This is a genomic window from Thermococcus eurythermalis (assembly GCF_000769655.1).
Lineage (GTDB): Archaea > Methanobacteriota_B > Thermococci > Thermococcales > Thermococcaceae > Thermococcus > Thermococcus eurythermalis.
Genome location: NZ_CP008887.1, coordinates 802,751 through 825,171, shown reverse-complemented (window position 1 = coordinate 825,171; position 22,421 = coordinate 802,751). Strand labels below are relative to the sequence as shown.

26 protein-coding genes are annotated in these 22,421 nt (G+C 50.6%); 6 read left to right on the top strand and 20 right to left on the bottom strand.

The annotated features are described in order from the left end of the window. Position 1: 1 nt before the first annotated feature. On the bottom strand, positions 2–706 hold the full coding sequence (locus TEU_RS04360) for a YhfC family glutamic-type intramembrane protease (protein WP_050002624.1): 705 nt from the start codon (positions 704–706) through the stop codon (positions 2–4). Between the two features lie 2 nt (positions 707–708). Continuing rightward, positions 709–1,050 carry a heavy metal-binding domain-containing protein gene (locus TEU_RS04355; protein WP_050002623.1) on the bottom strand — a complete coding sequence of 114 codons (342 nt, stop codon included), beginning with the start codon at positions 1,048–1,050 and terminating at the stop codon, positions 709–711. 139 nt (positions 1,051–1,189) lie between these two features. Here TEU_RS04355 and TEU_RS11710 point away from each other — a divergent pair, with 139 nt between their 5' ends. Then, positions 1,190–1,339 carry a hypothetical protein gene (locus TEU_RS11710; protein WP_158506635.1) on the top strand — a complete coding sequence of 50 codons (150 nt, stop codon included), beginning with the start codon at positions 1,190–1,192 and terminating at the stop codon, positions 1,337–1,339. Between the two features lie 20 nt (positions 1,340–1,359). Here the strand turns inward: TEU_RS11710 and TEU_RS04350 are convergent, their stop codons facing one another. Then, positions 1,360–2,670 carry an RNA-guided endonuclease InsQ/TnpB family protein gene (locus TEU_RS04350; protein WP_050002622.1) on the bottom strand — a complete coding sequence of 437 codons (1,311 nt, stop codon included), beginning with the start codon at positions 2,668–2,670 and terminating at the stop codon, positions 1,360–1,362. 50 nt (positions 2,671–2,720) lie between these two features. Continuing rightward, positions 2,721–3,038 (bottom strand): hypothetical protein, encoded by a 318-nt coding sequence (locus TEU_RS04345; RefSeq protein WP_144244820.1) that lies wholly within the window; start codon positions 3,036–3,038, stop codon positions 2,721–2,723. 96 nt (positions 3,039–3,134) lie between these two features. Between TEU_RS04345 and dph2 the strand changes: the two genes are divergently transcribed. Together dph2 and TEU_RS04335 are read left to right on the top strand one after the other, a co-directional pair. Next, positions 3,135–4,160 carry a diphthamide biosynthesis enzyme Dph2 gene (gene dph2, locus TEU_RS04340; RefSeq protein ID WP_050002620.1) on the top strand — a complete coding sequence of 342 codons (1,026 nt, stop codon included), beginning with the start codon at positions 3,135–3,137 and terminating at the stop codon, positions 4,158–4,160. A gap of 143 nt (positions 4,161–4,303) precedes the next feature. Continuing rightward, positions 4,304–6,082 carry a hypothetical protein gene (locus TEU_RS04335; protein ID WP_050002619.1) on the top strand — a complete coding sequence of 593 codons (1,779 nt, stop codon included), beginning with the start codon at positions 4,304–4,306 and terminating at the stop codon, positions 6,080–6,082. A gap of 2 nt (positions 6,083–6,084) precedes the next feature. On the opposite strand, the gene TEU_RS04330 is transcribed toward TEU_RS04335, so the two are convergent. Genes TEU_RS04330 through TEU_RS04320 form a run of 3 tightly spaced genes read right to left on the bottom strand, consistent with a single transcriptional unit; the run spans position 6,085 to position 7,976 of the window. Next, a complete protein-coding gene (locus tag TEU_RS04330) occupies positions 6,085–6,336 on the bottom strand; it encodes a hypothetical protein (protein ID WP_050002618.1) in 252 nt (83 codons plus the stop codon). Between the two features lies 1 nt (position 6,337). Then, entirely contained in the window at positions 6,338–6,634 is a 297-nt protein-coding gene (locus tag TEU_RS04325) for a NitrOD5 domain-containing protein (protein WP_144244819.1), read from the bottom strand. Further along, positions 6,627–7,976, bottom strand: a complete 1,350-nt coding sequence (locus TEU_RS04320) for an ATPase domain-containing protein (RefSeq protein ID WP_050002616.1) — start codon at positions 7,974–7,976, stop codon at positions 6,627–6,629. Before TEU_RS04320 ends, TEU_RS04325 begins: the two co-directional genes overlap by 8 nt. 121 nt (positions 7,977–8,097) lie before the next feature. Between TEU_RS04320 and TEU_RS04315 the strand changes: the two genes are divergently transcribed. Genes TEU_RS04315 through TEU_RS04305 form a run of 3 tightly spaced genes read left to right on the top strand, consistent with a single transcriptional unit; the run spans position 8,098 to position 11,039 of the window. Beyond that, entirely contained in the window at positions 8,098–8,757 is a 660-nt protein-coding gene (locus tag TEU_RS04315) for an METTL5 family protein (RefSeq protein WP_050002615.1), read from the top strand. A 36-nt stretch (positions 8,758–8,793) separates the two neighbouring features. Continuing rightward, positions 8,794–9,714, top strand: coding sequence for a hypothetical protein (locus TEU_RS04310; RefSeq protein ID WP_050002614.1), 921 nt, complete (start codon positions 8,794–8,796; stop codon positions 9,712–9,714). Continuing rightward, a complete protein-coding gene (locus TEU_RS04305) occupies positions 9,714–11,039 on the top strand; it encodes an RsmB/NOP family class I SAM-dependent RNA methyltransferase (RefSeq protein WP_050002613.1) in 1,326 nt (441 codons plus the stop codon). Before TEU_RS04310 ends, TEU_RS04305 begins: the two co-directional genes overlap by 1 nt. Before the next feature lie 5 nt (positions 11,040–11,044). Here the strand turns inward: TEU_RS04305 and TEU_RS04300 are convergent, their stop codons facing one another. From TEU_RS04300 to eif2g, 13 genes are all read right to left on the bottom strand, one after another. Then, on the bottom strand, positions 11,045–12,118 hold the full coding sequence (locus tag TEU_RS04300; protein ID WP_081947198.1) for a mechanosensitive ion channel family protein: 1,074 nt from the start codon (positions 12,116–12,118) through the stop codon (positions 11,045–11,047). 2 nt (positions 12,119–12,120) lie between these two features. Then, positions 12,121–12,762, bottom strand: a complete 642-nt coding sequence (locus TEU_RS04295; RefSeq protein ID WP_050002612.1) for a DUF432 domain-containing protein — start codon at positions 12,760–12,762, stop codon at positions 12,121–12,123. A 34-nt stretch (positions 12,763–12,796) separates the two neighbouring features. Further along, positions 12,797–14,656, bottom strand: a complete 1,860-nt coding sequence (locus tag TEU_RS04290; RefSeq protein WP_050002611.1) for a hypothetical protein — start codon at positions 14,654–14,656, stop codon at positions 12,797–12,799. A gap of 154 nt (positions 14,657–14,810) precedes the next feature. Continuing rightward, a complete protein-coding gene (locus tag TEU_RS04285) occupies positions 14,811–15,467 on the bottom strand; it encodes a DUF434 domain-containing protein (RefSeq protein ID WP_050002610.1) in 657 nt (218 codons plus the stop codon). 20 nt (positions 15,468–15,487) lie between these two features. Beyond that, complete coding sequence (locus TEU_RS04280; RefSeq protein WP_050002609.1) at positions 15,488–16,264, bottom strand: HD domain-containing protein; 777 nt, start codon at positions 16,262–16,264, stop codon at positions 15,488–15,490. Between the two features lie 56 nt (positions 16,265–16,320). Next, positions 16,321–17,223, bottom strand: coding sequence for an ABC transporter ATP-binding protein (locus TEU_RS04275; RefSeq protein ID WP_050002608.1), 903 nt, complete (start codon positions 17,221–17,223; stop codon positions 16,321–16,323). A gap of 11 nt (positions 17,224–17,234) precedes the next feature. Then, a complete protein-coding gene (locus TEU_RS04270; RefSeq protein ID WP_050002607.1) occupies positions 17,235–18,041 on the bottom strand; it encodes an ABC transporter permease in 807 nt (268 codons plus the stop codon). Continuing rightward, the gene (locus TEU_RS04265; protein ID WP_050002606.1) at positions 18,028–18,510 is read right to left on the bottom strand and encodes a hypothetical protein; all 483 of its coding nucleotides are present in this window, start codon (positions 18,508–18,510) and stop codon (positions 18,028–18,030) included. Before TEU_RS04265 ends, TEU_RS04270 begins: the two co-directional genes overlap by 14 nt. Further along, positions 18,507–18,926, bottom strand: coding sequence for a hypothetical protein (locus TEU_RS04260; RefSeq protein ID WP_050002605.1), 420 nt, complete (start codon positions 18,924–18,926; stop codon positions 18,507–18,509). Before TEU_RS04260 ends, TEU_RS04265 begins: the two co-directional genes overlap by 4 nt. Further along, complete coding sequence (locus TEU_RS04255) at positions 18,923–20,080, bottom strand: radical SAM protein (RefSeq protein ID WP_081947197.1); 1,158 nt, start codon at positions 20,078–20,080, stop codon at positions 18,923–18,925. The genes TEU_RS04260 and TEU_RS04255 overlap by 4 nt, the downstream gene beginning before the upstream one ends. Positions 20,081–20,213: 133 nt before the next feature. Then, a complete protein-coding gene (locus TEU_RS11965; RefSeq protein ID WP_265100833.1) occupies positions 20,214–20,339 on the bottom strand; it encodes a hypothetical protein in 126 nt (41 codons plus the stop codon). Between the two features lie 387 nt (positions 20,340–20,726). Then, a complete protein-coding gene (locus TEU_RS04240) occupies positions 20,727–21,140 on the bottom strand; it encodes a PIN domain-containing protein (protein WP_050002604.1) in 414 nt (137 codons plus the stop codon). A gap of 30 nt (positions 21,141–21,170) precedes the next feature. Next, positions 21,171–22,403 carry a translation initiation factor IF-2 subunit gamma gene (gene eif2g / locus TEU_RS04235; protein WP_050002603.1) on the bottom strand — a complete coding sequence of 411 codons (1,233 nt, stop codon included), beginning with the start codon at positions 22,401–22,403 and terminating at the stop codon, positions 21,171–21,173. Positions 22,404–22,421 lie beyond the last annotated feature (18 nt).

Below are 22,421 nucleotides of genomic sequence, written 5' to 3'. Positions count from 1 at the left end.
TTCACCAGATGACCTTCTCTTCCTCTGCGGGCTCGCTCTTTGCCTTTGGAAGTGTATAATACAGCAGTCCAAGTGCGGCGAGAGCGGTTATAAGCTCTGCCCCATACAGAACCGGCTCGCTTTCCATGATCTGGTAGTAGGCCGCAAGGGAGTCAATGAGCGCGTGGAGCCCTATCATCGCAATAAGGCCCTTCTTTCCAAACCCGTTCTGAGCGGCATAGGCTAGGTAAACTCCAGTCCCAACGTGGAAGAGGACGACGAAGTAGCGCTCAACCATTGAGAGAACCGCCGCGCTTGCGGGGACGTCGAGAGGCTCACCGGTCGCAAGGGCCGTGGCCAGAGCGGTTCCGACTATAAAAAAGACCTCAGTTATCCCGAAGCCAAGTCCTATGAAGAGGCCCGCATTTGGGCTTTTGTCCTTGACGAGGAAGTACTTAACACCCTCCTGGACTGCACCAGCGATGAGACCAAGCCACACTGAGACAGCAACGACGAACGCAGTCCCTCTCGCCAGGACGTCGGCGTTTGACCTTATGCCAATCCCAAGGAGAGGAAGCTGCTGAATCGGACTCTGGACGACGATTGCTATGAAGAACGCCACCAGACCTAGGATAAGCTCTCCCCACTTTTGCCTTTTGAAGCCGAGGAAGTAGAGCGTCGTCCACGCGAGCAGTCCTCCAGCTATGGGGAACGGAAGGAGGTACATGCTCACTCCTCCTTCTCAATCACCACGGCAGTGCCATAGGCGTAGACTTCGGCCACGCTTGAGCCGACGTTTGAGGTAGCAAAGCGCACGTTCACAACAGCGTTTGCTCCCAGCTCCTTGGCGCTGAGGGCCATTCTCCTTAAGGCCTCCTCCCTCGCCTCGGCCATCATCTGGGTGTACTCCTTCACCTCACCACCCTTGATGTTCCTGAGGACGGCCATTATGTCCCTGCCTATGTGGGTAGCCTTTACGGTGCCACCCCTGGCCAGGCCCTTGACCTCAACAATCCGGTAGCCCGGAACCGTCTCGGTAGTCACAACCACAACACCCTCAATCGTCTCCATACCTATCACCTCGATGCATCGGACTTCGAGGTATTGTTGGTGCAGGAAGTATAAAAGGTTTTTTGTTTGCAGGGGGACAAAAAGGGATAAGGAATAAGCCAAGAAACAAAAACAACGCTACATTATCCTGTTTTCGGAGATGGCCGTTGACGCACCTCTAATCCGCATGAAAAAGAGAACCGTGGCGATACTTAGGGTCAGGGAGAGGGGGGCTGATGCCAGCAGACCAACCAGGATACCAAAGGCCTTTCCGTTCACCACAATGAAACTGACCTCCTCCCCGCCCTGAAGGGCGAGGGTTCCAACGGTTTAATCCCTCGCCACGGACGGGGAGGTTTGAGGGGCTTCATTAAAACCCAATTCGAAACGGGCTTTCAGCCCCTCTGGCCGGGTCTCCGGCCAGTTACCCCTCCTCTGAGCGTAAAGACCACTCAGATTCGGGGTTATGGTTTTCACAACCTTCTTCAAAATGTTAAACGCCCCAACTAAATCCGCGTTAAAAACAAGCCCCGTTGCGGGACACTTAAACAAACCCCTAACAAACCTCGCCCCCTCGTGAGGCTTCCCGCAGACAGGGCAAACCTTAGAAGTGAAAGCCTCACCAACGAGCACAACTTTAATACCATACTCTTCCGCAACTTCCGTCAAGCGTTTAATGACATAATTAAATCGCCAGACGTGAGAGAGAATGAAATTCTGCTTTTTGCCCTTGTTAGAGTTCCGAGCTATCCCCTTCGGATAGCCAACGACAATTTTGGAAACTCCCAACTCGTGGAGCTTCCTAACTGTTTGTCTTACCGCCGTGTTGATGTAGTGCTTGGCTTGAAGCTTAGCCTTCACGTGCATTCTTTTAAGCCTTCTACTCGTCTTGGCTCCACTCTTGTTGAGTTTTGATTGGTAGTCAGCAATTTTTCTTCGCCAGTAGAAGTCAATGCTTTTAAGCGGCCTTCCATTCACGAGGAAGCTTTCTCCATTCTCAACGTAGATTGCCATCAAATTGTTCACTCCCAGGTCAATGCCCGCCGAGAGGTTGCCTTTTGGCGTTCTTGGAATGCTTATCCATTCCCCACCCTCAAGTTTTTCCCCGACAGTAAGGCTGACGTGAGCATACCACTTCCGCTTAACGGGGTCGTAGGTTATCTCTAACCGCCCCTGCTTGCCCTTAAGGTGAACTCTACCCTTGAACTGGACTTCGAGGCGTTTAAACTTGCCGAGGCCTTTTAAGATTAGTTTATTGCCCTCAATCTTATATTGGTCGTTTCTCAGGACGATTAAGGGTTTTCTCCTTCCCTCTTCTTTCAAGTAGTTTGGTGGTTTTGGTTTGAGCCAGTTGGGGAGTTCTCCATTCCTCTTCTTCCTCAGGAGTGAGAAGAACGAACGCCACGCTTCAGCGTTTTTGCGAGAAATTTGTTGGACTGTGGCGGAGCCGATTTCTCGTTTAAACTCTTCGTAAACGGTTTTTTCTGTGCTGTTGAAGTCCACGATTTTGTGTTGGAAGAATTCTTGTCGCCTCAAGTAGTTTACTCGGTTCCAGGCTTTGGCTCCTGAATCGGCTAACTGGTGGAGGATTTTTGCTTGTTCTTTAGAGGGCTGGAGTTTTACCGTTACTGAGCGCTTCATATCAAGGCATGGTATAAATTTTAGGCTTTAAAATAGTTTTGCCTTCCTGCCTAAAGGCCGGTTGGGTGGTAACCAGCCTCAAGATAGCTTCCAAGGACGATGGCAAGGGCCATAATGACAAGAGAGCCGGCCGAAAACGCCACGCCAGGGGAACCCGCGGGCACGGAGACAAAGCTCCACAGGCCGGGCACGGGTTCCGGGAGCGGAAACCTGACTCCAATATGGAAGCCCTCAAAACTGAGGACTTTGGTCAGATTGCTGTAGTCCATCAGGCTCAATATTATCGGAACGGGCAGAAGCCATTTGGTTTCTTCGAACTTTCCCCATGCCTCGCCGAGAAGCTCAATGAACCTCACCATGTTGTCCACCGTTTTATATCGTGGTTTCCAGTTTTTAACTTTTTTTGGTGGTACTAATGCCGATGCACATTTAAAACCTTTCCAGCTACACATTGCGGTGATCCAATGCACGAGATTTCGAACGGCGAGATATTGAGAACACTGCGAGAGCTCAACGCCAGAAGGGTGCTCATCCAGACGCCCGAAGGCCTCAAGCGAGAGGCCCAGGCGCTGGCGGACTTCCTTGAGGAGAACGGAATGGAGGCGGTAATAAGCGGCGACATCAACTACGGCGCCTGCGACCCCGCCGACAGGGAGGCAAAGATGCTCGGTTGCGACGCTCTCATACACCTCGGCCACAGTTACATGAGGCTCAAGCTGGAAGTTCCCACGATATTCGTTCCGGCTTTTGCTAAGGTTGATGTCGTGCCGGTGCTTGAGAAGAACATCGGGGAGATTAGGAAGCTCGGAAGGAGGATAGCCCTCGTCACGACGGCCCAGCACATTCACCAGCTTGAGCGGGCGAAGGAGTTTCTGGAAAAAGCGGGCTTTGAAGTAGTCGTTGGTAGGGGGGACTCAAGGGTGAGCTGGCCGGGGCAGGTTCTCGGGTGCAACTTCTCTGCCGCTAAGGTTGACGCCGAGGGAATCCTTTTCATAGGGGCCGGCTACTTCCACCCGCTCGGCGTTGCGCTCGCGACCAGAAAGCCGACCCTCGCGGTAAACCCATACTCCGGCGATGCGATATGGATGGATAATGAAGCGGAACGCCTGATAAGGAGGCGCTGGGCCCAGATAGCAAAGGCTATGGACGCCAAAAAGTTCGGTGTGATAACGAGCACGAAGAAGGGCCAGCTCCGCCTGGCGGAAGCGAAGCGTATAGTGAAGCTCCTCCGCGAGCACGGGAAGTATGCAAAGCTCATAGCCATGAATCACATAAACTATCCCGCTCTTGAGGGCTTCGACTTCGACGCTTACGTTGTCGTTGCCTGCCCGCGCGTCCCGATAGACGACTACGAGAACTGGAGGAAACCGGTGCTGACCCCGCCTGAAGTCGAAATTCTCCTAGGCCTGCGCGAGGATTACGAGTTCGACGAGATAAGGGGGGCAGAGCGGAGGGAAGATGAGCCTTTAGGTATTTCAGTGAAGCGCTGACCCTGCTTTCGCACTCCGATTTTTTGCTTATCTTTGGCATAGACGCACAGTTTTGAAAGGGAGAAGTTGACGTTAAGTGATATGCCAACCGGGCATCGTTTAACAAAAACAATATAAGATTTAAAACCCCATATCCCAACGTCATGTCGTCTGACAAAAATAAAAGTGCCGAACTCGTGAAGGAGTACCTGAGTTCATGGAAGATTGGAAAAGTTGTCGAACTAGCTCTAAAGGACGAGGAGGTCCTCCTGACGCTCTTCAGGCTCCTCCGCGAGGAAGACGACGAACTCAAAATCCGCGCCCTCACGGCGCTTGAAGACGTGTTTAAAGCACTCCCCGACGTTAAGCAGCTCATCTTCGTGGAAAGGTTTCTCGACGACCTGATAAAACTGCTAGAGAGCGACAACGACAACGTCTTAATCCACACAATCAGGGCCATTGGTAGGTTAATAGAAGGCGTCCCCCTGCAGCCCGGGAAGTTTGTAGAACTTGCCCACGCCTTCAAAAACCTTGTCAAATCCAGGAAAAACGAGGCGGTTCTGCTTGAGATACCCTCCGTCCTCAAGGTCATGAGGCCGACTTCTTACACACCCCAACTCATGGACGCCATCTCAAGGCTCCTGAAGTCAAGCAATCTCCGCCTTAAGGCCATGGGGCTGAGACTGCTCCTCAACGCAGGTTCGTTCACCGGAAACCCCTCTGTGATGAAAACATTCTTCTCGGAGGTTTATTATGCACTCCTGGAACGGGAAGACGCCCCCCTGGTTGATTTCTGCCTTGACCTAATACTTGAAGTTGTGCACTACCCGCTGAGAGACGAGTTCATGGACGAGGTTGCCCACGTGCTGACCGCGGTTAAAGAAATTGCCCTCCGGAAAAACTCAGAGCTGGCGGAGAAAGCCAAAACCGTTGCGGAAGAACTTGAGCTGGCCATTTGCAGGTACTACTCCCAAAACCCTGAGAAAGCCAAGGAAAAAATACACGAACTCTTAATAAACGAGCGCTTTTATGAGGCCATTGACCTCGCCCTGGCCGTTGGAGACGGCTACATCCTGAAATGGCTCGCAGACGTTCTTGAAGAACTCGGCAAGGAGACACTGATAGTCAACCAAAGGATTTTACCGGGCCCGAAGTACGTTTCAGTGCCTCCAGAGAAGAAAGCCCAGAGACATCTCAGGCCCCCCACTATATCCAAATTCATCGAGAGAAAGAAAAGCGTTATAGAAACGCTGAGCAGAGAACTGGCGTCAGGAGGGGGGCTGACCAAAGAGGAGAAAGATACACTGGAACGGGCACTGAGGGCGGGGGACGAAAAGACGCTCATAGAGCTGTCCAAGAAACGAATCGAGGTCGTGTTCGAACTCCTCCGCAAACTTGAAAACGGAGACAAGTTCGAAAAGATGGACGCCCTGTGGGCGTTCTCAAAGCTCGCCGAAAAAATCGAACCGGAGGCAGTTTTTATCCTGGAGCCGGCAGTGGACGACCTTCTAAGGGTGGCCCACTCAACTAAAAACAGGTGGATGAGGCAGAGGGCCTCAAAGACACTCGCACTCCTGGCCTCAAAGAGCAAAAACGGTGCCAGGATAGTCAGGGAATTTCTCGATGACTACCTTTCAGGGGACCTGAAACGGGTAGTCCCGGCATTGGAGTTCTTCAGCTATTATTTCGAGAGAAACTGGGACGAAAACATTGCCAAGGCAGTCCTCTCCCGCCTTTCAGACTACCTTAGAAGGGAGGAAACCCGCTTTGATGCGCTCCTCACGCTTGAAGGGCTCGTGAGAATGGCCCCGCCGGAGAAAGCTGGACTCCTGTTGCCGTTTGTCAGCGTGCTCAAAGAGGTGAAGAAATCCGCCCCCTACCAGGACCAAAAGCTTGCCATACGGATTCTGGAGGGGATAGCTTCGAAGGTAAAGCTGAGATGAGACTACATAAGAGCCTTAATGACCCTGATGGCGTCTTCCCTCGTCCTAACTCGAATATTCATGTTTTTCTCATCTGCTATACCCTGAAGCATTCGCCTTGTAGGGAATTCCCCCAGGAACGTGACCAGCGTGTTGTAAATCTCCTCGGGGTTTTCACCATTTTCAAGCTCCTCCATGGCCCGATCAACACTTTCAAGCATTATGCTCAAAAAGTTATATTTCCGTTTTAACATATCCATGAGCTCCCCGGCCATATCAACCACCGAGGTACTCCTCCAGGGCCTTCAACAGGTCTTCAACACCCGTTGATTCCACGGAGAGGTGTAGCTCCGCCACTAGGTCATAAATGAAGATCTTTGCTGCGAACTCCCCGAAGAGCTCTTTGAGAGCGTTGTAGAACTTTCTCGGGTCTTCTTCAATTATCTCAATGCCTTTGCCGTACTTCGAGTTGAGATAGGCCGTTATGGTTGCCTCAAACGGGCGCCCAAGCCTCCGGAGGATTTCTCTGGCAGTGGCGCTGATCATAGCAGGCCCAACACGGGGTTCAAACAATCTCAATCCCCCCACGGGTTATTTTGAACTCCCTTAGAACCGCCTTGTGCTCGGAGTGCCGGGACTTAAGGACTAACAGGTAGCGTCTGATGCTATCACCGGATTTTTTGGGGAGTTCGTAGTCAAGAATCGTTATGCTATCCATTAGTGTGCTGAAACCTGCTGAGGGCAGTGCATTCGGGTCTTGGGGAATGTATGTCATTATGAACGTTATGTCTTTCTCCTTGGCGAGAAGCTGCAGGTACCTCAGGGCCCTTATAAAGTCCCTCTCGTCCATATGGCTCTTCATTGCCGAGATGGAGTCTATAAACAGAACGTCTGAGAGGTTTTCATTCATAAGGTTCTTTATGAGGGCATAATACTGCAGAGGCGTCATGGCCTCCGGAACCAACGAGACCACTCTAAAGTGATCCGCCAATCCCAGCCTCTCCATGGTCTCGGAGAGGGCCCCCGGCACTTCTTCAAAGGTCACATAGAGTACGTTTAATCCCTGTTTCGCCATATTTGACGCCATCGTCAAGGCGAATATTGTCTTGCCGCTCCCCGTCGGCCCTGCTATTAGGTTGATACTCCCCCTGTAGAAGCCTCCCCCTATGAGCTCGTCAAACTCAGGGATACCAGTTTTAATCCGCTCTCTTGTGTTTATCTCCCTTCCAGTGAACTTTAGCTCCGGAGTGGTTATAACGTCTATACCGTATTCCGTTATGACGTACTCATAGGTGCTTTTGGTTATCTTCCTCCCACGCATCTTGGGTATCGTCAAATACCGCTTGATTACCTCTCTCTGCCTTTCCATCTCCAGCACGATGACGCCGTCAACAACGAACTCTTCAACCCCAAAACCTACCCGCTTCTCCCCGTAGGGTATCTCATCAATCAGTATGGCCAGAGCGTTAAGCGTGTTTACTATACGCCCGATAATTGAGTGGAGGAAAGACCTCAGCATTGCCGTCCCAAAGATTTGGCCCAGAACCGTCACGGAGTCAAACACAATTATATCAGGCTTCCACTCCACAAGCTCCTGAATTAAAAAATCAAGGAAGTCCTTCATCTCGTTCTCAGGCATCGTGAGCATATCGTAGAACCTAAACAGGCCTTTGGCTTCCAGCTCATCAAAATCAACTCCACTCTCCCGTGCGTTCTCATAGAACTGCCTCTTTGTCTCAGCGAAAGATACGTACGCCCCTTTAAGGCCCCTTTTCATGTTGTTGTCAAGAATGTGAATGGCCAGATGGGTTTTTCCGGTTCCAGGGTTTCCAGCTATTAAAACGCTTGTCCCCCTCGAGAAGCCTCCCGACAAAGCCTTGTCGAGGCCGGGTATGCCCGTAGGTATCAGTTCCATGCACTACCCCCTTATTTGCAGACCACCCCAAAATATAAATACATTTCGTAGGATTTTCCAAGGCCCCACAATGCTTAATACCTCCACGGGATAGTGTTAGACAGTTGTCCCGGTGAGCCACATGAGAAAGAAGCACCTTGCGATGCTCCTATCAAGGCTCGAAGGCTTCCCCCAGCCGAAGCCCGAGCTCGAACAGTACAGAACTCCTGGAGATGTAGCGGCGGAACTGCTCTGGTTGGCTCATTCCTTCGGCGACATGGCTGGAAAAACCGTGGCCGACCTTGGGGCAGGAACGGGTGTTCTGAGCATTGGGGCAGCTTTACTCGGGGCAGAAAAAGTCTACGCGGTTGAAGCCGATAAAAAAGCCCTCGAAGCGGCGAAGAGAAACGCAACCTCGCTCGGGATAGAAGAGAAAATCGAGTTCATAAACGCCGACGTCTCCGAGTTTAGCGGGCGCGTTGATACCGTTGTAATGAACCCGCCCTTCGGGAGCCAGAAGAAGCATGCAGACAGGCCTTTTTTGATGAAGGCCTTCGAGGTTGCCGACGTGGTCTACTCAATCCACCTCGCGAAGCCGGAAGTCAGGAACTTTATTGAAAAATTCTCAGCAGACTGGGGGTTCAGGGCAACAAAACTGAAGACCGTTCCCTTTGAGATTCCCGCCCAGTTCTCCTTCCACAGAAAAAGGCTGGAGAGAATCCTCGTTGACATATACCGCTTTGAAAGGGTAGCCGTTTTGCGGGGAAGCCCGGCCGAAAAAAATATATTGGGCACTGAGTAAAACCCAATGCAGATATAATCACCACCGGTGGCGTATATGTCCAAGAGCAGAATTGACTCAGTGCTCAAAAAATGGGAAATAATGAATCTAATTAAGCTCGCAAAGGATAGAGACGATGCTCTAAGAGAAATTCTCCGGGCAGCCACCTCAGATGACCCCAACCTCAGACTCGCATCGCTCTCGGCACTCCTGGATGTCGTCCGAGGGGCCAACTGGCGCGAGAGGAAGAGAATTCTTGAACTCGGCTTCGATGTCCTCGTTGATGCCCTCTCGACCGACGACCCGGGCGTCATCTGGAGAACCCTTGAGATACTCGCCACACTCCTCAAGAACAACCCCCTCAGCGGTGCCAGGCTCCTAAAGCTCGTGAGGGCCCTGATGCCACTCTCAGAAACGGAGAACGTCCTCATCTGGGACGGAATTCTCAAGGTCGTGGACAATGTAATGGCCCCGTACATAGACAACGAGACGGCAGAGGAGTTAAGAAATATCCTGCAGAGAGGAACGCGCAGAGAAGCGATAATAGTCGCGGAAATACTCCTCGAAACGGGGGCAATAGACAAGAACCACTGGACAGTCATCGTGGAAAACGTGGCCGAAGCCCTGCTCAGCGGGGAGCCGGTTCTGGTAGATGCCGGCCTGGTTGCATCCGTAAAAATTTCAAAGCTTCCACCGGTTTACCCCATGGATATCCTGATAAAGGAGCTCTTCCCAGCGCTTAGAAAGCTGATCGCCGACTGCAACGACCAGATAAGGAAGGCTAGGACCATTGAGGCCTTTGACAGGCTTAGGGAGACACTCGTCCGCTACTACAGGGTCAGACCCAGGGAGGCCCAGAGGGCCGCTGAAGAACTCATGAGTCTCGGCCTTGTGGACGAGGCACTCCTAATCTCCTCAGCAGCCGGGACAACCCTAGCGTCTTCCTGGGCAACGTACAGGGGCAGGGGTAGGCTCTGATGGCAAAGCTAAAACTATCCGACAGGCAGCTCTACGCGCTCATCGAGGCAGTTAAACTGGGCGAGGTAGTCAAGCCCAGCCAGCAGGCCAAGAGGAAGGCGTTCTCAAAGTATAAAATCGAGGGCTGGGAAAACTCCAAGCTTACGGGCATTTTCTACTCCATCCAGCGCAGGCTTGGCCTGATAGATGAAATAATTACCGAGCTCGTTGGAGTCTCTCCCCTAATCCTCGACCCCTGGCTGAGGGCTACGCTGAGGGTGGCCGTTGAGGTCGCCGTTTTCAGAGACCCCAATGAAAAAACGCTCCAGCACCTCAAGGGGCTCGCCAAGTTCCTCTCAGGCAGAACCCACCCCTACGTCGGCTATTATTACTACGAACTCCTACCGAGGATTATCAGCTACGTTCCAAAGCTCGACTCAGAGGAGAAAAGGCTGAAGTGGGAGTACCTCTTTCCGGAGTGGTTCATAGTAAGGATGAGGGCACTCATTGGCAGTGAAGCCGAGGAGCTCCTTAAGGCCCTCAACGAGACGCTCCCCGTCAGTCTCCGCGTCAACCGCCTCAAGACGAGCGTTGAGGAAGTAGAAGCATACCTCCGCTCCAAGAACCTGCGCTTCGAGAGGAGCGAAAAAGTCGAGACTGTTATCCGGGTATTAGACCCCTTCAACCCTGGAAAGCTCATGGAGCAGGGCCTCGCCCTGCCTCAGGAGGAGGCCTCCGCCGTCGCGTCCCTCGTCCTTGACCCGAAACCCGGCGAGACAGTTGTTGACCTTGCCGCCGCTCCGGGTGGTAAGACTGCCCACATGGCCGAGCTGATGAAAAACAAGGGCAAAATCTACGCCTTTGACGTTGACCCCGCGAGGATTAAGCGCATGAAAGACGTCCTCAGGTGGGCCGGAGTCGAGATTGCAGAAATCAGAAAGCTGGACGGCAGAAAAGCTCCAGAAGTCCTCGGCGAGGAAATAGCGGACAGAGTCCTCCTCGATGCTCCCTGCACGAGCGACGGGACGATAGCAAAGAACCCAGAGCTGAGGTGGCGCCTCCAGGAAAAGAACATCCCGAAGGTCGTGGCCCTCCAGAAGGAGCTGATAGAAAGCGCCTGGAAGCTCCTGAAGCCCGGCGGAAGGCTTCTTTACTCTACCTGTTCGATGCTCCCCGAGGAAAACGAAGGGGTTGTGAAATGGTTCCTTGAGAGACACGATGACGCGAAGCTCGTTCCCCTCAACGGCCCCTACGACCCCGGCTTTCTGGAGGGGACAATGAGGGCCTGGCCCCACAGGCAGGGGACGATCGGCTTCTTCTACGCGCTGATAGAAAAGAAAAGATAATGGACTCATCCCTCTTTCTCTACCCTCACCCTCAGCTCCTCCGCGAACCAGTTGACCCTCTGCGGGAACGGTATCTCAATCCCGGCCTCGTCAAGGGCTTCTTTTACCCTCTTGACTATCTGAGTCCTGACGTCAAACCACTTCTCGCTCGGCGCCCACGCCCTGATGGCTATGTTGACGCTGTTGTCTCCGAGGTTGCTCACAAAGACGGCCGGCTCGGGCTCTGCAAGGACATAGGGCATCTCGTCGAGGGTCTTTTTTATGACCTCGATGGCCCTCCCGGCGTCTTCCGTGTATGCTATGCCCACTGTTATGTCAACCCTCCTAGCCGGATACTTCTGGAGGTTCTTTATCTCGCTGTTGAAGAGCTTTTCATTTGGAATCCTGACGAGGAGGCCGTCCCACGTTCTTATCCTCGTGGAGAGAATCCTGATGTCGTGGACGATTCCGGAGTAGCCGGCAACCTCCACGGGGTCGCCTATCTTGAGGGGCTTGTCAAAGTACATGAATATGCCCGAGATGAAGTTTGAAACGACCGTCTGGGAGGCAAAACCGAGGACGATGCCTGTTATCCCCGCGGCGGCGATGAGCGTGCTCAGCCTGCCCGTGAAGCCCGCTATGTTGAGCGCTATGAAGAACGCCAGCGTGACTACAAGGTAGTAGAAGAGCTTGGCTTTGAGTTGCACCTCGGGGAGCCTCTGCTGGGGAGAGCTCATTATCATGTAGTCCTTCGTCTTCTTGGCAAGGACGTAGGAGAAGTAAAAGACCAGGACAGCTGTCAGCAAGTTGCTTATGCTCGTCCCGGCGATTTCGTAGGACAGGACACCAAGCGCGTGGAAGCTGTAGACGACCGCTATAACGACTATCAGGTTGTAGAGCGTCGAAGCGGTGTCCTCGTTGATTATCCACACGTATCTCGTGCTCCTCGAAAGGTTGAGGAGGTACCTCCTGACGAGCCTAGCCACGATGGCGCCCAACACGAGAATCAGGAGGGCCTTCACTACCGCCCCAAGGGTCAGCGTGAGGAAAAGCTCCTTCCCGAGGAGCCCCTGCTCCCAGAATGAAGCTGTCGTGTTCATGCTCACCACCTCATCAGGAAGTTTGGAAGGGACAGGCCTTCTCCAACCGCATTCAGTCCGTCTTTGGGAGGCTTTCCGGTGTTGCTCACGTAGGGAACGTTGTCTCTTATCGTGACTATGAGGAGGGGGTAGTAAGCCCTTGAACTTTCATAGTACATTGGGGTCTTCCATATCGGGATCACCACCCTCTCAAGGGCCTTCCACTCAGGGGTTGGGTTTGAGACTATGAGCTTTGCAATCCCTATAGACTCTGGTTCTTCGGGGTAGAAGGAACCGACGTGGTAACGGCAGATTACACCGGCTTCCAGAGTGCCGTAGAGGGCATATTTCTCCCTGCCCAGAATGAAGTGGTCCACAACAAGCCCGCCTATCTTGACGTCCACCTCTACCGGGGCCTCAATGAAGCCAGTTATAGAGTCGTGGGGAGGAACAACAAGGGACTCCTTAAAGCGCACCATTAGGAGCTTTACGCCGTAACCTGTTGCCGGGGCGGGGAGAACCCTGAGCTTTTCCCCGTTGTTCTTGAGTATCCTCTCAACATTGTCTCGCCGGTATCTAACCAGGCCCTCGCTCTCCTCGAGAAGGTGGATTTTTTTGTCGCCGACCCTGATGAACTGGGTTTTCAGCTCGTGCTCGCCGAACATGGTTAAAAATAGGTAAAAAAGATTTAAAGTTTGCCTACTGGCCAGTCTCCTCAAGCTTTACATCAACGAGCTTCGCGTGGACGTAAATACTCCCGCTTCCGGGCATTGCGAGCGATGCAGTCACTTCAACCGGGAACGGGAGCTCCGGAACTACAACCGTTTCCCCGTTGGCCTGGGTCAGCCCATCTTGGACGAGGCCACTCCAGGTTACTTTGTACGTCTTGAAGTCCATGCCCGCTAAGGATACATCGTCTCCCGGCTCAACCGTGTAACCATCCCCATTCTCCGTCAGAGCCACATAGCTGAGCACATCCCCGTAGATACCTCCGTAAAAGCCCGTTGGATAGCTCCATATCATGTTGTACTGCTGGAAGCTTTCACTTATGTAGCCGCAGGTGTAGTCACCCTCCATGTTTCCTGCTTCGTCCATCACGTAGTGACAGCTCGGCCCCGTAATCTCAATTTTGACGAAGCTTGGGCCGTTGACCATGTCATAGACCTGGGGCACCCAGAGAATCCCCGAGATGTATTCGTTGGGGTACTCAACGTAGACCGTGTAGTTGTAGGTCTCCCCGCCGATGTCGAGGATGGCGTAGAGTGCATAAACGTCCTCCCCGTTGAGCCGGGTTTCGTAGTAGCCCTTTCTGATGGTCATGTGGACAGTTGAGCCGCCGGAGACGCGGTAGTCGGCCTCGAAGGTTACCTCTTTAACAACGTAATCCTCGCCATCAATGGTTATCGGCTCGCTGGCGTCCCATCCCAGCTGCCAGTTGCCCGATAAGCCCCCACTCGGGATTTCCGTTGGGGTAGAGGTTTCGGTTTGGGTTTCCGTGGGGGTTTCGCTTTCTCCCTGTGAAGTGCCCTGTTTTATCTGGACGTCTATTCCCTCAAACTCCTTTGATAATTTCAGGTCTTCCAGCTTCAGCTTTGAGTAGTAGCTCCCTTCTCCCATCTGGCTGAAGGTTCCCTCGGTCTCCACCGGTATCGGCAGCTCCGGAGCTATCGTTGCCTTTCCCTGCCCTTTAACGTTTCCAAAGGTCCAGCTCCACTCAACTTTGCTCGCCTTGAAGCTCTTCCCTCCGAAGCTCACGGTTCCATCAGGGTCAATTTTGTAGTTGTATCCGAGGCCCATAAATGAGAAGCTGTACTCGTCCGGTTTTGAGAGGTCGTGCTCCTCGAGTCCGCTCCAGACACCCGATGTGACCATCACCCCCCATGCCTGAATGGTTGCGGAGGGTATTCCCTCCATTACGGCCTCGAAATCTCCCTCCTGGTACGGAAGCTCCGAGTACTCTCCCACCGCCGCAGGGTTGCTCCAGTAGAAGTAGTTGCCCCCGTACGACATCTCGATAACGGCAGTCGTCCCGGACATCATAGCCCCAAAGTCCGGGAAAGGTGTGAGGAAGTAAGAGTCGGTGTCTTTAGTTCTATCCTTTATCAGTATGAGGTACTCGAGAGGCCCATTCATTTCGGGGTCGTTTACCGGGATTATCTTTCCGTAGTAGGCGAAGAGGTTGTACTCCCCCAAATCTTTCTTCCCGTTGTCGTCGGAGTATATGTGCGCTTTCACGTAGCCTCTCTGCTTGATGACTTCATAGGAGCGTTCTCCTTCACCGGAGCTCTTGACAGTGAAGGTGTACGTTGTGTAAGTTATATAGTAATCCCGACCCCCAATCTGGACGGGATTGTAGGCGTCCCAGGGAGTCTGCCAGGTTGCGGTTTGGGTCTCTTCTCCACTGGAAGGTGAGGAACTCGGTGAACCACTACCCTCGTTGGTGTTCTCCTGATACGTTTCGATGGGTGATGTTGTCTCATCACCACCGAGACAGCCGCTGGCCACTACCCCCATCAGAATAACAAGAACCAAAAACAATGCCAAGAGACCACCTTTCATGTTAATCCCTCCAAAGCCCGCCAAGAACAGAAAAAGCGGGTAGTTAAATCTATGGTAATATTATGGACACAAGTATATTAAAGGCTTTCTAAAGTTCCAAAATACCCCCAACAATTTGCATTAATTCAAAAATATCTAAATGTTTAGCCAGCCATTAGCTCGGCTCCCACCGTCTCAGCACTTCCACAAACGTCGGAGGGGTCTTCCCAAGTTTCTTTCCAATGTACGCGGGCAGGTCAAACACTCCAATCGTCTTTGCGATTACGCCAGTGTCTGCAGTGGCCACTATCTCGAACGTTTTAAGCTCAAAGTCGGGGCTCTTCACAAGCCTAACCTCCCCAAAAACACCTGCTTCTTTCAATTTCTCTTCCGTGAGCCTTTTGACTTCCCCGCTTCTTGGCGTGCTCTTGCCGTAAAAAACGACGGCCTTTTCCACACCCAGTTCTCCCAGGGCCGTTGCAATTTCGGCTAGAAGTTCTGGGGTTCTTCCGCTTACCCGATACTTTCCCTGGTACTTTAAGTCCCGCACGAGCCCGTCCTCGCAGAGAATGGCCCTCCCTTCAAGAAGGGACTCAAGGGTTATGAGGACGTTGAAGCCGTCTATTCCGAGAACTTTACCCATAACCTCCTCCGGAGAAAGGAGCTTCCGCCTAACTTCCTCAATCCACGAGTCAGAGAATACGCACCTCGCGAGGAGGTGTCTCTCCTCTTTCCCCAGCCTGTAGTGGTTTGCCACGAAGTTAAGGGCGACGCTCTTCCGGTAGCCCCTGTTCAGGAGGTATTTAATGTCGCGGTAGGCCTCGATGAGCATGTTGAAAAATAGAAAAAGGCTCAAATAACCTTTTCGAGGACTTCGCCGCCCTTGCCCGTGTGAATCCTCAGCCGAATATTTCCAGTGAGCAGGGAGCTCCTGACCTTCTTCGTCAGGATTTCGTCCACCTGAAATATCCCTGCCGGGTGCTTCATCCATATCTCGATTAGTATTGGCTGGTTCTCGTCGCCCTCGCGGATTTCCACCCTGTCTATGGCCATCGCCGAGACCGCGTGGATGTCAACCTTGTCCTTTTTGTGGACGAGCCTGCTCCTGCCGGCCTCCATGTCGCAACCGTCGGCTATCGTGATGAGGGAGCCCTCTATGGTGGTGCACGGCACGTGCTCGTCATGGGTGTAAATAGCGTTGAGCGTAAGGGCCTTCAGCAGCAGGGGATCGCGCTTCTCGAACTCATTGACGAGCTTTTCAATTATGGGCTCGGCCAGGAAAACGCTGAACTCGTAGTGGTTAATCCTGTGTATCATGTTGCCGATGTCGTGGAAGAGCGCGCCGAAAGCGACTATGAACTTGCTCCACCACAGGGGTTTACCGAGCTTCTCCGCCGTCGTCTGAATTCCGAACTTCTTGATAATCCTCAGCAGTTCCAGAGCCCTCCTCGTTGTCAGGAGCACGTGCACTGGCCCGTGGTCGTTGAACTGGTAGACGTTGAGCACTATGTAGTTGGCCGTGTCGAAGTAGTAGTGGTATTCCCTAAAGGCCTTCTCGTAGGCCTCGAAGAGCTTGTCATCGTCAAGGAGTTCCCTAATCTCTCTCAGGAGTTCTTCTTCCGTGTACATTCCCACCACCCCACCGGGTGGAGAAGAGGGGGTTTTAAATATTTGGGGAGCTAATATCAAATATCAACAAAATCTCTATAGAACCTTTCTACGGGGGACTCCTTTGGCCTTGCCTCGTACACGGTAATATCATGCGTAAGTAGAACCTTTAGGATTGCAGGAACCTCTTTGTGGTAGTTGGAAACTCTAACTACTACCCCAGACTGTTCAATGCTGACATCATATCCCAGACTGGTGAGCACTTCCCTTGCTCTCGTCTTGTCATTTACTCTAAACACCACAAGGATGTTATTGACGCTTCCAGCGAGTTCTTCAAGTTCTCTTTCCAGTATAATCCTTCCTTCGTTGATAAATGCAACCCTACAGTTTACATCTTCGAAGTACTGAAGTTCACTTAAGATATGGGTAGAAAAAAGGATAATTCTATCGTTCTCAATCATTTTCTTTATTTCGTCCCTCAATCTCAAGACTGTGGACATGTCCAAGTTGCTGAAGGGCTCATCAAGAATGATAACTTCCGGGTCATGGAGAAGTGCCCTGGCAAGCGCAAGTTTCTTTCTCATTCCTCTGCTTAGGTAACCTGCTGGGCTGTTTTTGTATTTTTCAAGTCCAAATTCTTTTAAGACCACATCAATCTTCCCCCTGTCCACATCGTAGATCTCCGCAAAGAATAGAAGGTTTTTATACACACTAATATTGGGATATACCCTCTCACCCTCTGGCAAATAACCCAGCTTCCTTTTTGCCAGTTCTGGCTCTCTCTCCAGGTCAATGCCCTCTATAATGACTCTCCCTTTGGAAAGCGGGATGATCCCTGAGATAGCTCTAAAAGTGGTGGTTTTTCCTGAACCATTAGGGCCAAGTAGCACATAGAGTTCTCCTTTTTTTATAGTAAAGCTTATGTCGTTTATTACATTCTCCTTCCCATAGCCTGCAGAGATATTTTCAACTTCGAGCATAGGAACCACCTTTAGTTTATTATGAATGAAAAGCGATTTATGAGCCTTCTAGACAAGCACACCAGGATTATTGAAACTACCAGGCTGGTTAGCCCAATTATCTGCACAATGGAAAAAAACGTCTGCGGTGGAACCTTACTTGCCAATAAAAAGAGCAATAATGGCATAATACCGACTAATCCCCCCAGCTTAATCTGAGTTGCGTTTTTAGCCCTCACACTAAGGGTGAGGCCAATAGGTATAGCAAAAAGAAGCATTGATATTGACATAGCGACCGTCAAAAACATATAGCCCAGTGTAGGCGTCCATAACCTTCCCACATGTTGTATGAAAACATACTGGATTGCGGCAACATTAATTAAAATCCCTGATAGCATTGTGAGGGTTCCAGCAATGATACTTGCGATGATCTTTCCTAGGATTATCTCACTCTCACTTAAGGGAGAAGCGAAAAGTACTTCCATTGTCTTATTTATCCTTTCGAAAGCAAAGGATGCCACTATAGCGTTATATGTCGAAATAAACGAAAATATCTGGATAACCATTGGTATCTGGACTATGAGGGTGGCAATTGTTATAGCGTCGTCCCCCAGAACTTGAAGCAGGCTTTCTGTTATTCCAAACAGCTGGGGATTGGAAGTTATCTGTTTGTATGCAAGGGCCCTTGATTGAGGCGTGATATACTGTGATCTAGTAACAATTACAAAGCTCAGCACAAATACCATTGAAACCGCGGGAAGAATAATAGAGTAAAGGGTCTCTCTGCTTCCAAAATATGTCCAGAACTCTTTTGATATTACTGTTTTAACCTTTGTCATACACATGCCCCCGAAGGCTTATTGTACCTCTCACCTCATCAAGCCCCACCAGTATCTTTTTGCCGTTGTTTGTTTCAATAAGCACCCCCTTTGTACCAACACAACATGCCCAGACGTTATCTCCCCTTACTGTCCTGAAGGTTCCAACTTTGATGTCCTTAGTGTCTATACCAACTCCGTATGTCCTTTCGATGAGGAATGCATTTACATCGACAACGTCCATTTTAGAGGCCCTTACCTTCTTGTTTCCGAGCAAGGTCTTAATTACAATATTATGCTCGTCTAAGACATTAACAGATAGGGGACACGAAACAACAACTTTTAACATCCAAAGCACCAGTACTATTAACGCTACAAAAAGCGGAAGATCCAAAGCCGAAAGGCCCCCATTCAAAATTATGAGAATTCCTACAATGAAGAAAAGACAGGTACCTAGAACTATCATCGTCACGAGTCTTGAAGCCTTCATTGGCGCAGCCCCCTCTTCTGATTGGAGACCTCCATAATAACATCCACTATATGTATCTTCTTGCTGGTATCTTCAAGGTAAACAAATCCATTTATGAAAAGCCATGTCACTGCCCTTAGGGTATCACTCCTCAGCTGTTTTTCATCGATAGTGGGGAATCTCTGCTTGAGGGCCCTTATTAAAGTCTCGAAGGTACACCCCTTGGGATTTTTGGTCATAACGTATATTTCGGCGAGAGTTGGATTCATTACACATATTTTCCCAGTAATTGGATTGAATGTTATAATCCGTCCGTCATTTTCTCTTCTCCATTTTACTCTTTTGTCTTGTTTTACTTTCATTTTTTGGATGTTTTTTAGCGTCTCTGCTATATTTTTCACAATTTGTGGATCCACATAGATCTCTTCCTCTTTCATATTAACACGCTCCTTATTTTTCTAGAAAGCTCTAACTGTTGATCTGTGGAAATTCTACTCAAATCTATATACCCCCTCCCATTTTTTCGAGTCAATCCAACGTTATTTAATTTCACAAAGTCTTTCTCCGTCTTTAAATATGAGGATACTGTTAATAGGACTGGATTCTGTTTCCAAGCCTCCCTAAGTTCGGGCCAGAGAGCTTCAATCCCATCAGTTACATGCCCATATGCAAAGTTCAGGTAGGGGGTAGGGAGAATGTATCCTTCAGCACTTATTGTTATGACGACAGAATTAATATATGGCCCAAGGATTATATGCTCTGTTGGGTCACCGAAGTCAACTTTTATTGTGAAGTCCTCTCTGTTATCGTAGATCCACTGCAATAACTCTTTGTATTGGCTTTCTGAAGGAGCTAGTTTGATATGTGCCTCAGTCTCAGGAACAAAGTACATAGATCTAACTTCAAACACTCCCAATTTTGATGCCAACTCAACTACATTGGGAAAGTCTTGGATGTTAATACGAGTTGCACAAAATGCAACAGATGTATTTATCCCATAGTCTATGAGTCTTTTTATTGAATCAACTGCTCTGTGAAATATTCCATTTCCCCTTAGTCTGTCCATGATTTCCGGTTTTGATCCATCCAACGAAACCTGCACACTTCCAATATTTAACTCAGAGAGCTTTTTAGCAAATTCTTCAGTGATTAAGGTACCATTAGTCACAAAATTAACTGGAATACCTGCATCATTTGCATATTCTATGATTCTAAAGAATTCTCTGTGTAAGACAGGTTCCCCACCGCACAAACATATCCCGAGAGTTTCCAATTTTGCAAGTTCATCAATCGCTCTCAGGACAATTTCAGTTGGCAGTTCTGGAGCAGATTTTCTCAACGGAGCAGCTACATAGCAGTATGGACATTTAAGATTACACTTGTATGTTAGGTCGATTGCAGCGAATACGGGACCTTTTATCCCATCAAGCCAAGATTTAAGTGCTCTTCTCGCTTTTACATACTTGTCCCATTTTTCAAGGAAACCTGGAAGTTGAGCAGTCCTAAGAGGCTCTTTTAAATTTTTTAGAAATATCTGAAGTAATCCATCACTGGCCACGTAAAGATCATTAAGGTAGGGTAATGTTTCCATAGGTTTTAAACCTCCTTCACACCGAGCTTTCTGGGGTCATAAAGCTCAAAGATTTCCTTAACTACCTCAACGGCCACTAATATAGCGCCCACCGCTACCCAGACTACCGCAGCATACGCGTATCCAACGGCATTTAATATAGCCCATAGTTAACTCCAAACACATCATTAACTCCAACAAACGTATCTGCTGGAACCCCAATATCTCCCCCTACAGGTGGTAGATATTCCATGGTGCTCCCTCCTATAGATTTTTCCATCAGTGCTTTGAATTTGATTATAATTTAAGCTTTTTTTAAACAATAAGTTTCCAACAATAAGTTTAAATTTATAATTAAGATCCGATGGTTACCTTGGACAGGGATTATAGTTTATGCACAACTATGGAATCGGCTTAAATTTATAGCCCACAAGTTGAGTATTGGGGGACAATGGTGAAATTTTGGGTTATCTTTGAACCAGCCGGGGAGCAGTTATATTGCCTACGTCCCAACCTGCCGGGATGCGTGAGTCAGGGGGCTAAAAAAGAAGTTCTAAGGAACATTAAAAAGACTATAGAGCTTTACCTTAAAGTTGCGGAGGAGTTGAAACTAAATGAACAATGCTCGAGATAAAGCACCGCAACATTGAGCCGATAAAAGCCCTAACTACTCCAGCATTCCTTCAAGCTCAAGTATCTTCTTCGAGCGGAGGTAGACGACGGGGATGCCCTTCTCGCGGAGGCGCTTCTTCAGCCCCTTGTCGTTGGTGCAGACAATAACGCGCTCGTTTTTGACCGCGAAGTCGTAAATCTGGTCGTCTATCGGCCTCTCGCCGAACTTTCCAATTTCAACCTTCTCAAACCTCTCCACTAATTTCTTCGCCATCCTGACCGCGAGCAAATCCTTTCCTCGCGTCTTTTTCTCGATGACGTCGAGCTCTTCGAGAACCACGTTTGGGACGACGATTTTAAACTTCACGTCGAGGATTCTGTTGAGCTCGGAAACTATGTCGACCCCAAACTGGCCGGGGATGAGGAGGAAGTTAGTGTCCGGGACAACAAGCCACTCCCTCTTTTTCATGCCGACCACCGGAAAGGAAAAGAAGAGGGGTCACTCCTTAATGAAGCCGTATCCGATGAGGCGCCACCTGCTCCCGACCTGCCTGCTAATGGCGACTCTATCGCCGACCTCGGCACAGACCGGAATCTGGAGCTTAAGCTCGACCTCGTCCTTGCCGAGGCCAGTGACTAGACCCATCGTCCTGGCGGTTCCGACGTTGAGGAGGAGCACCTCTCTCCTCTTGATAGGCTCGACCTTGAGCTCTTCCTCGGTTCCAACGACGCGCTCAAGCAGGTGGACTTCAAGCCTGAGCTCGTCCCATACCGGCGGGAGCTGGCCGGGCTTTCCTACGACGTTTCCGGCCATGAGGTCGCCCTTGGTGAGGTACGGGTCGAGCTTTGTCCCAACACCAACGAGTCCACCAGGGTAAGCCTCTTCAACAAAGCGTCCGCCGGCCTGGAGGGAGACTATCTCGGTGGTTATCGGCTCGTACTTTATCCTGCCGTGCTCCTCGTAGGGAACGCCGGGCCTTATCTCTATCTCGTCGCCAACTTTGAGCTTGCCCTGGACTATAGAGCCTCCAATAACACCGCCGATGAGCTTTTCCGGTGGAGTACCCGGTTTGTTCACGTCGAAGCTCCTCAGGACGAGCATCTTGGGCGGCTTGTTCGGGTCGCGCTCAGGCGTCGGTATGAACTTCTCTATCGCCGCGAGGAGGACGTCAACGTTCGCACCGTGGAGAGCTGAAATCGGGATTATCGGAGCGTTCTCGGCAACGGTTCCCTTCACGAACTCCTTTATCTCCTCGTAGCGCTTGAGGACGGTCTCCCTGTCAACGAGCTCGATCTTGTTGAGGGCTATGACGATGTTCCTGTTGCCGACTATCTGGAGGGCCATGAGGTGCTCCCTGGTCTGGGGCATCACACCCTCGTTGGCGGCGACGACGAGGACGGCACCGTCCATAAGGGAGGCACCGGCGAGCATGGTGGTCATCAGCGCCTCGTGGCCGGGGGCGTCTATGAAGGAGACACGCCTCTCAAACTCGGTCTCAGCGCCACAGTAGGGACATATCGGAGAAGTTGAATACTTGCCGCACTTCGGGCACTTCCTTATCTCCGCGTCGGCGAAGCCTATCTTTATTGTAATACCCCTCCTGAGCTCCTCACTGTGAGTGTCGGTCCAGATTCCTGTGAGGGCCCTTGTGAGCGTCGTCTTACCGTGGTCAACGTGACCCACCATACCTATGTTAATCTCAGCCTGTCTAAACTCCTTCTTCTTTGCCATCTTCTCTCACCCCTAAGC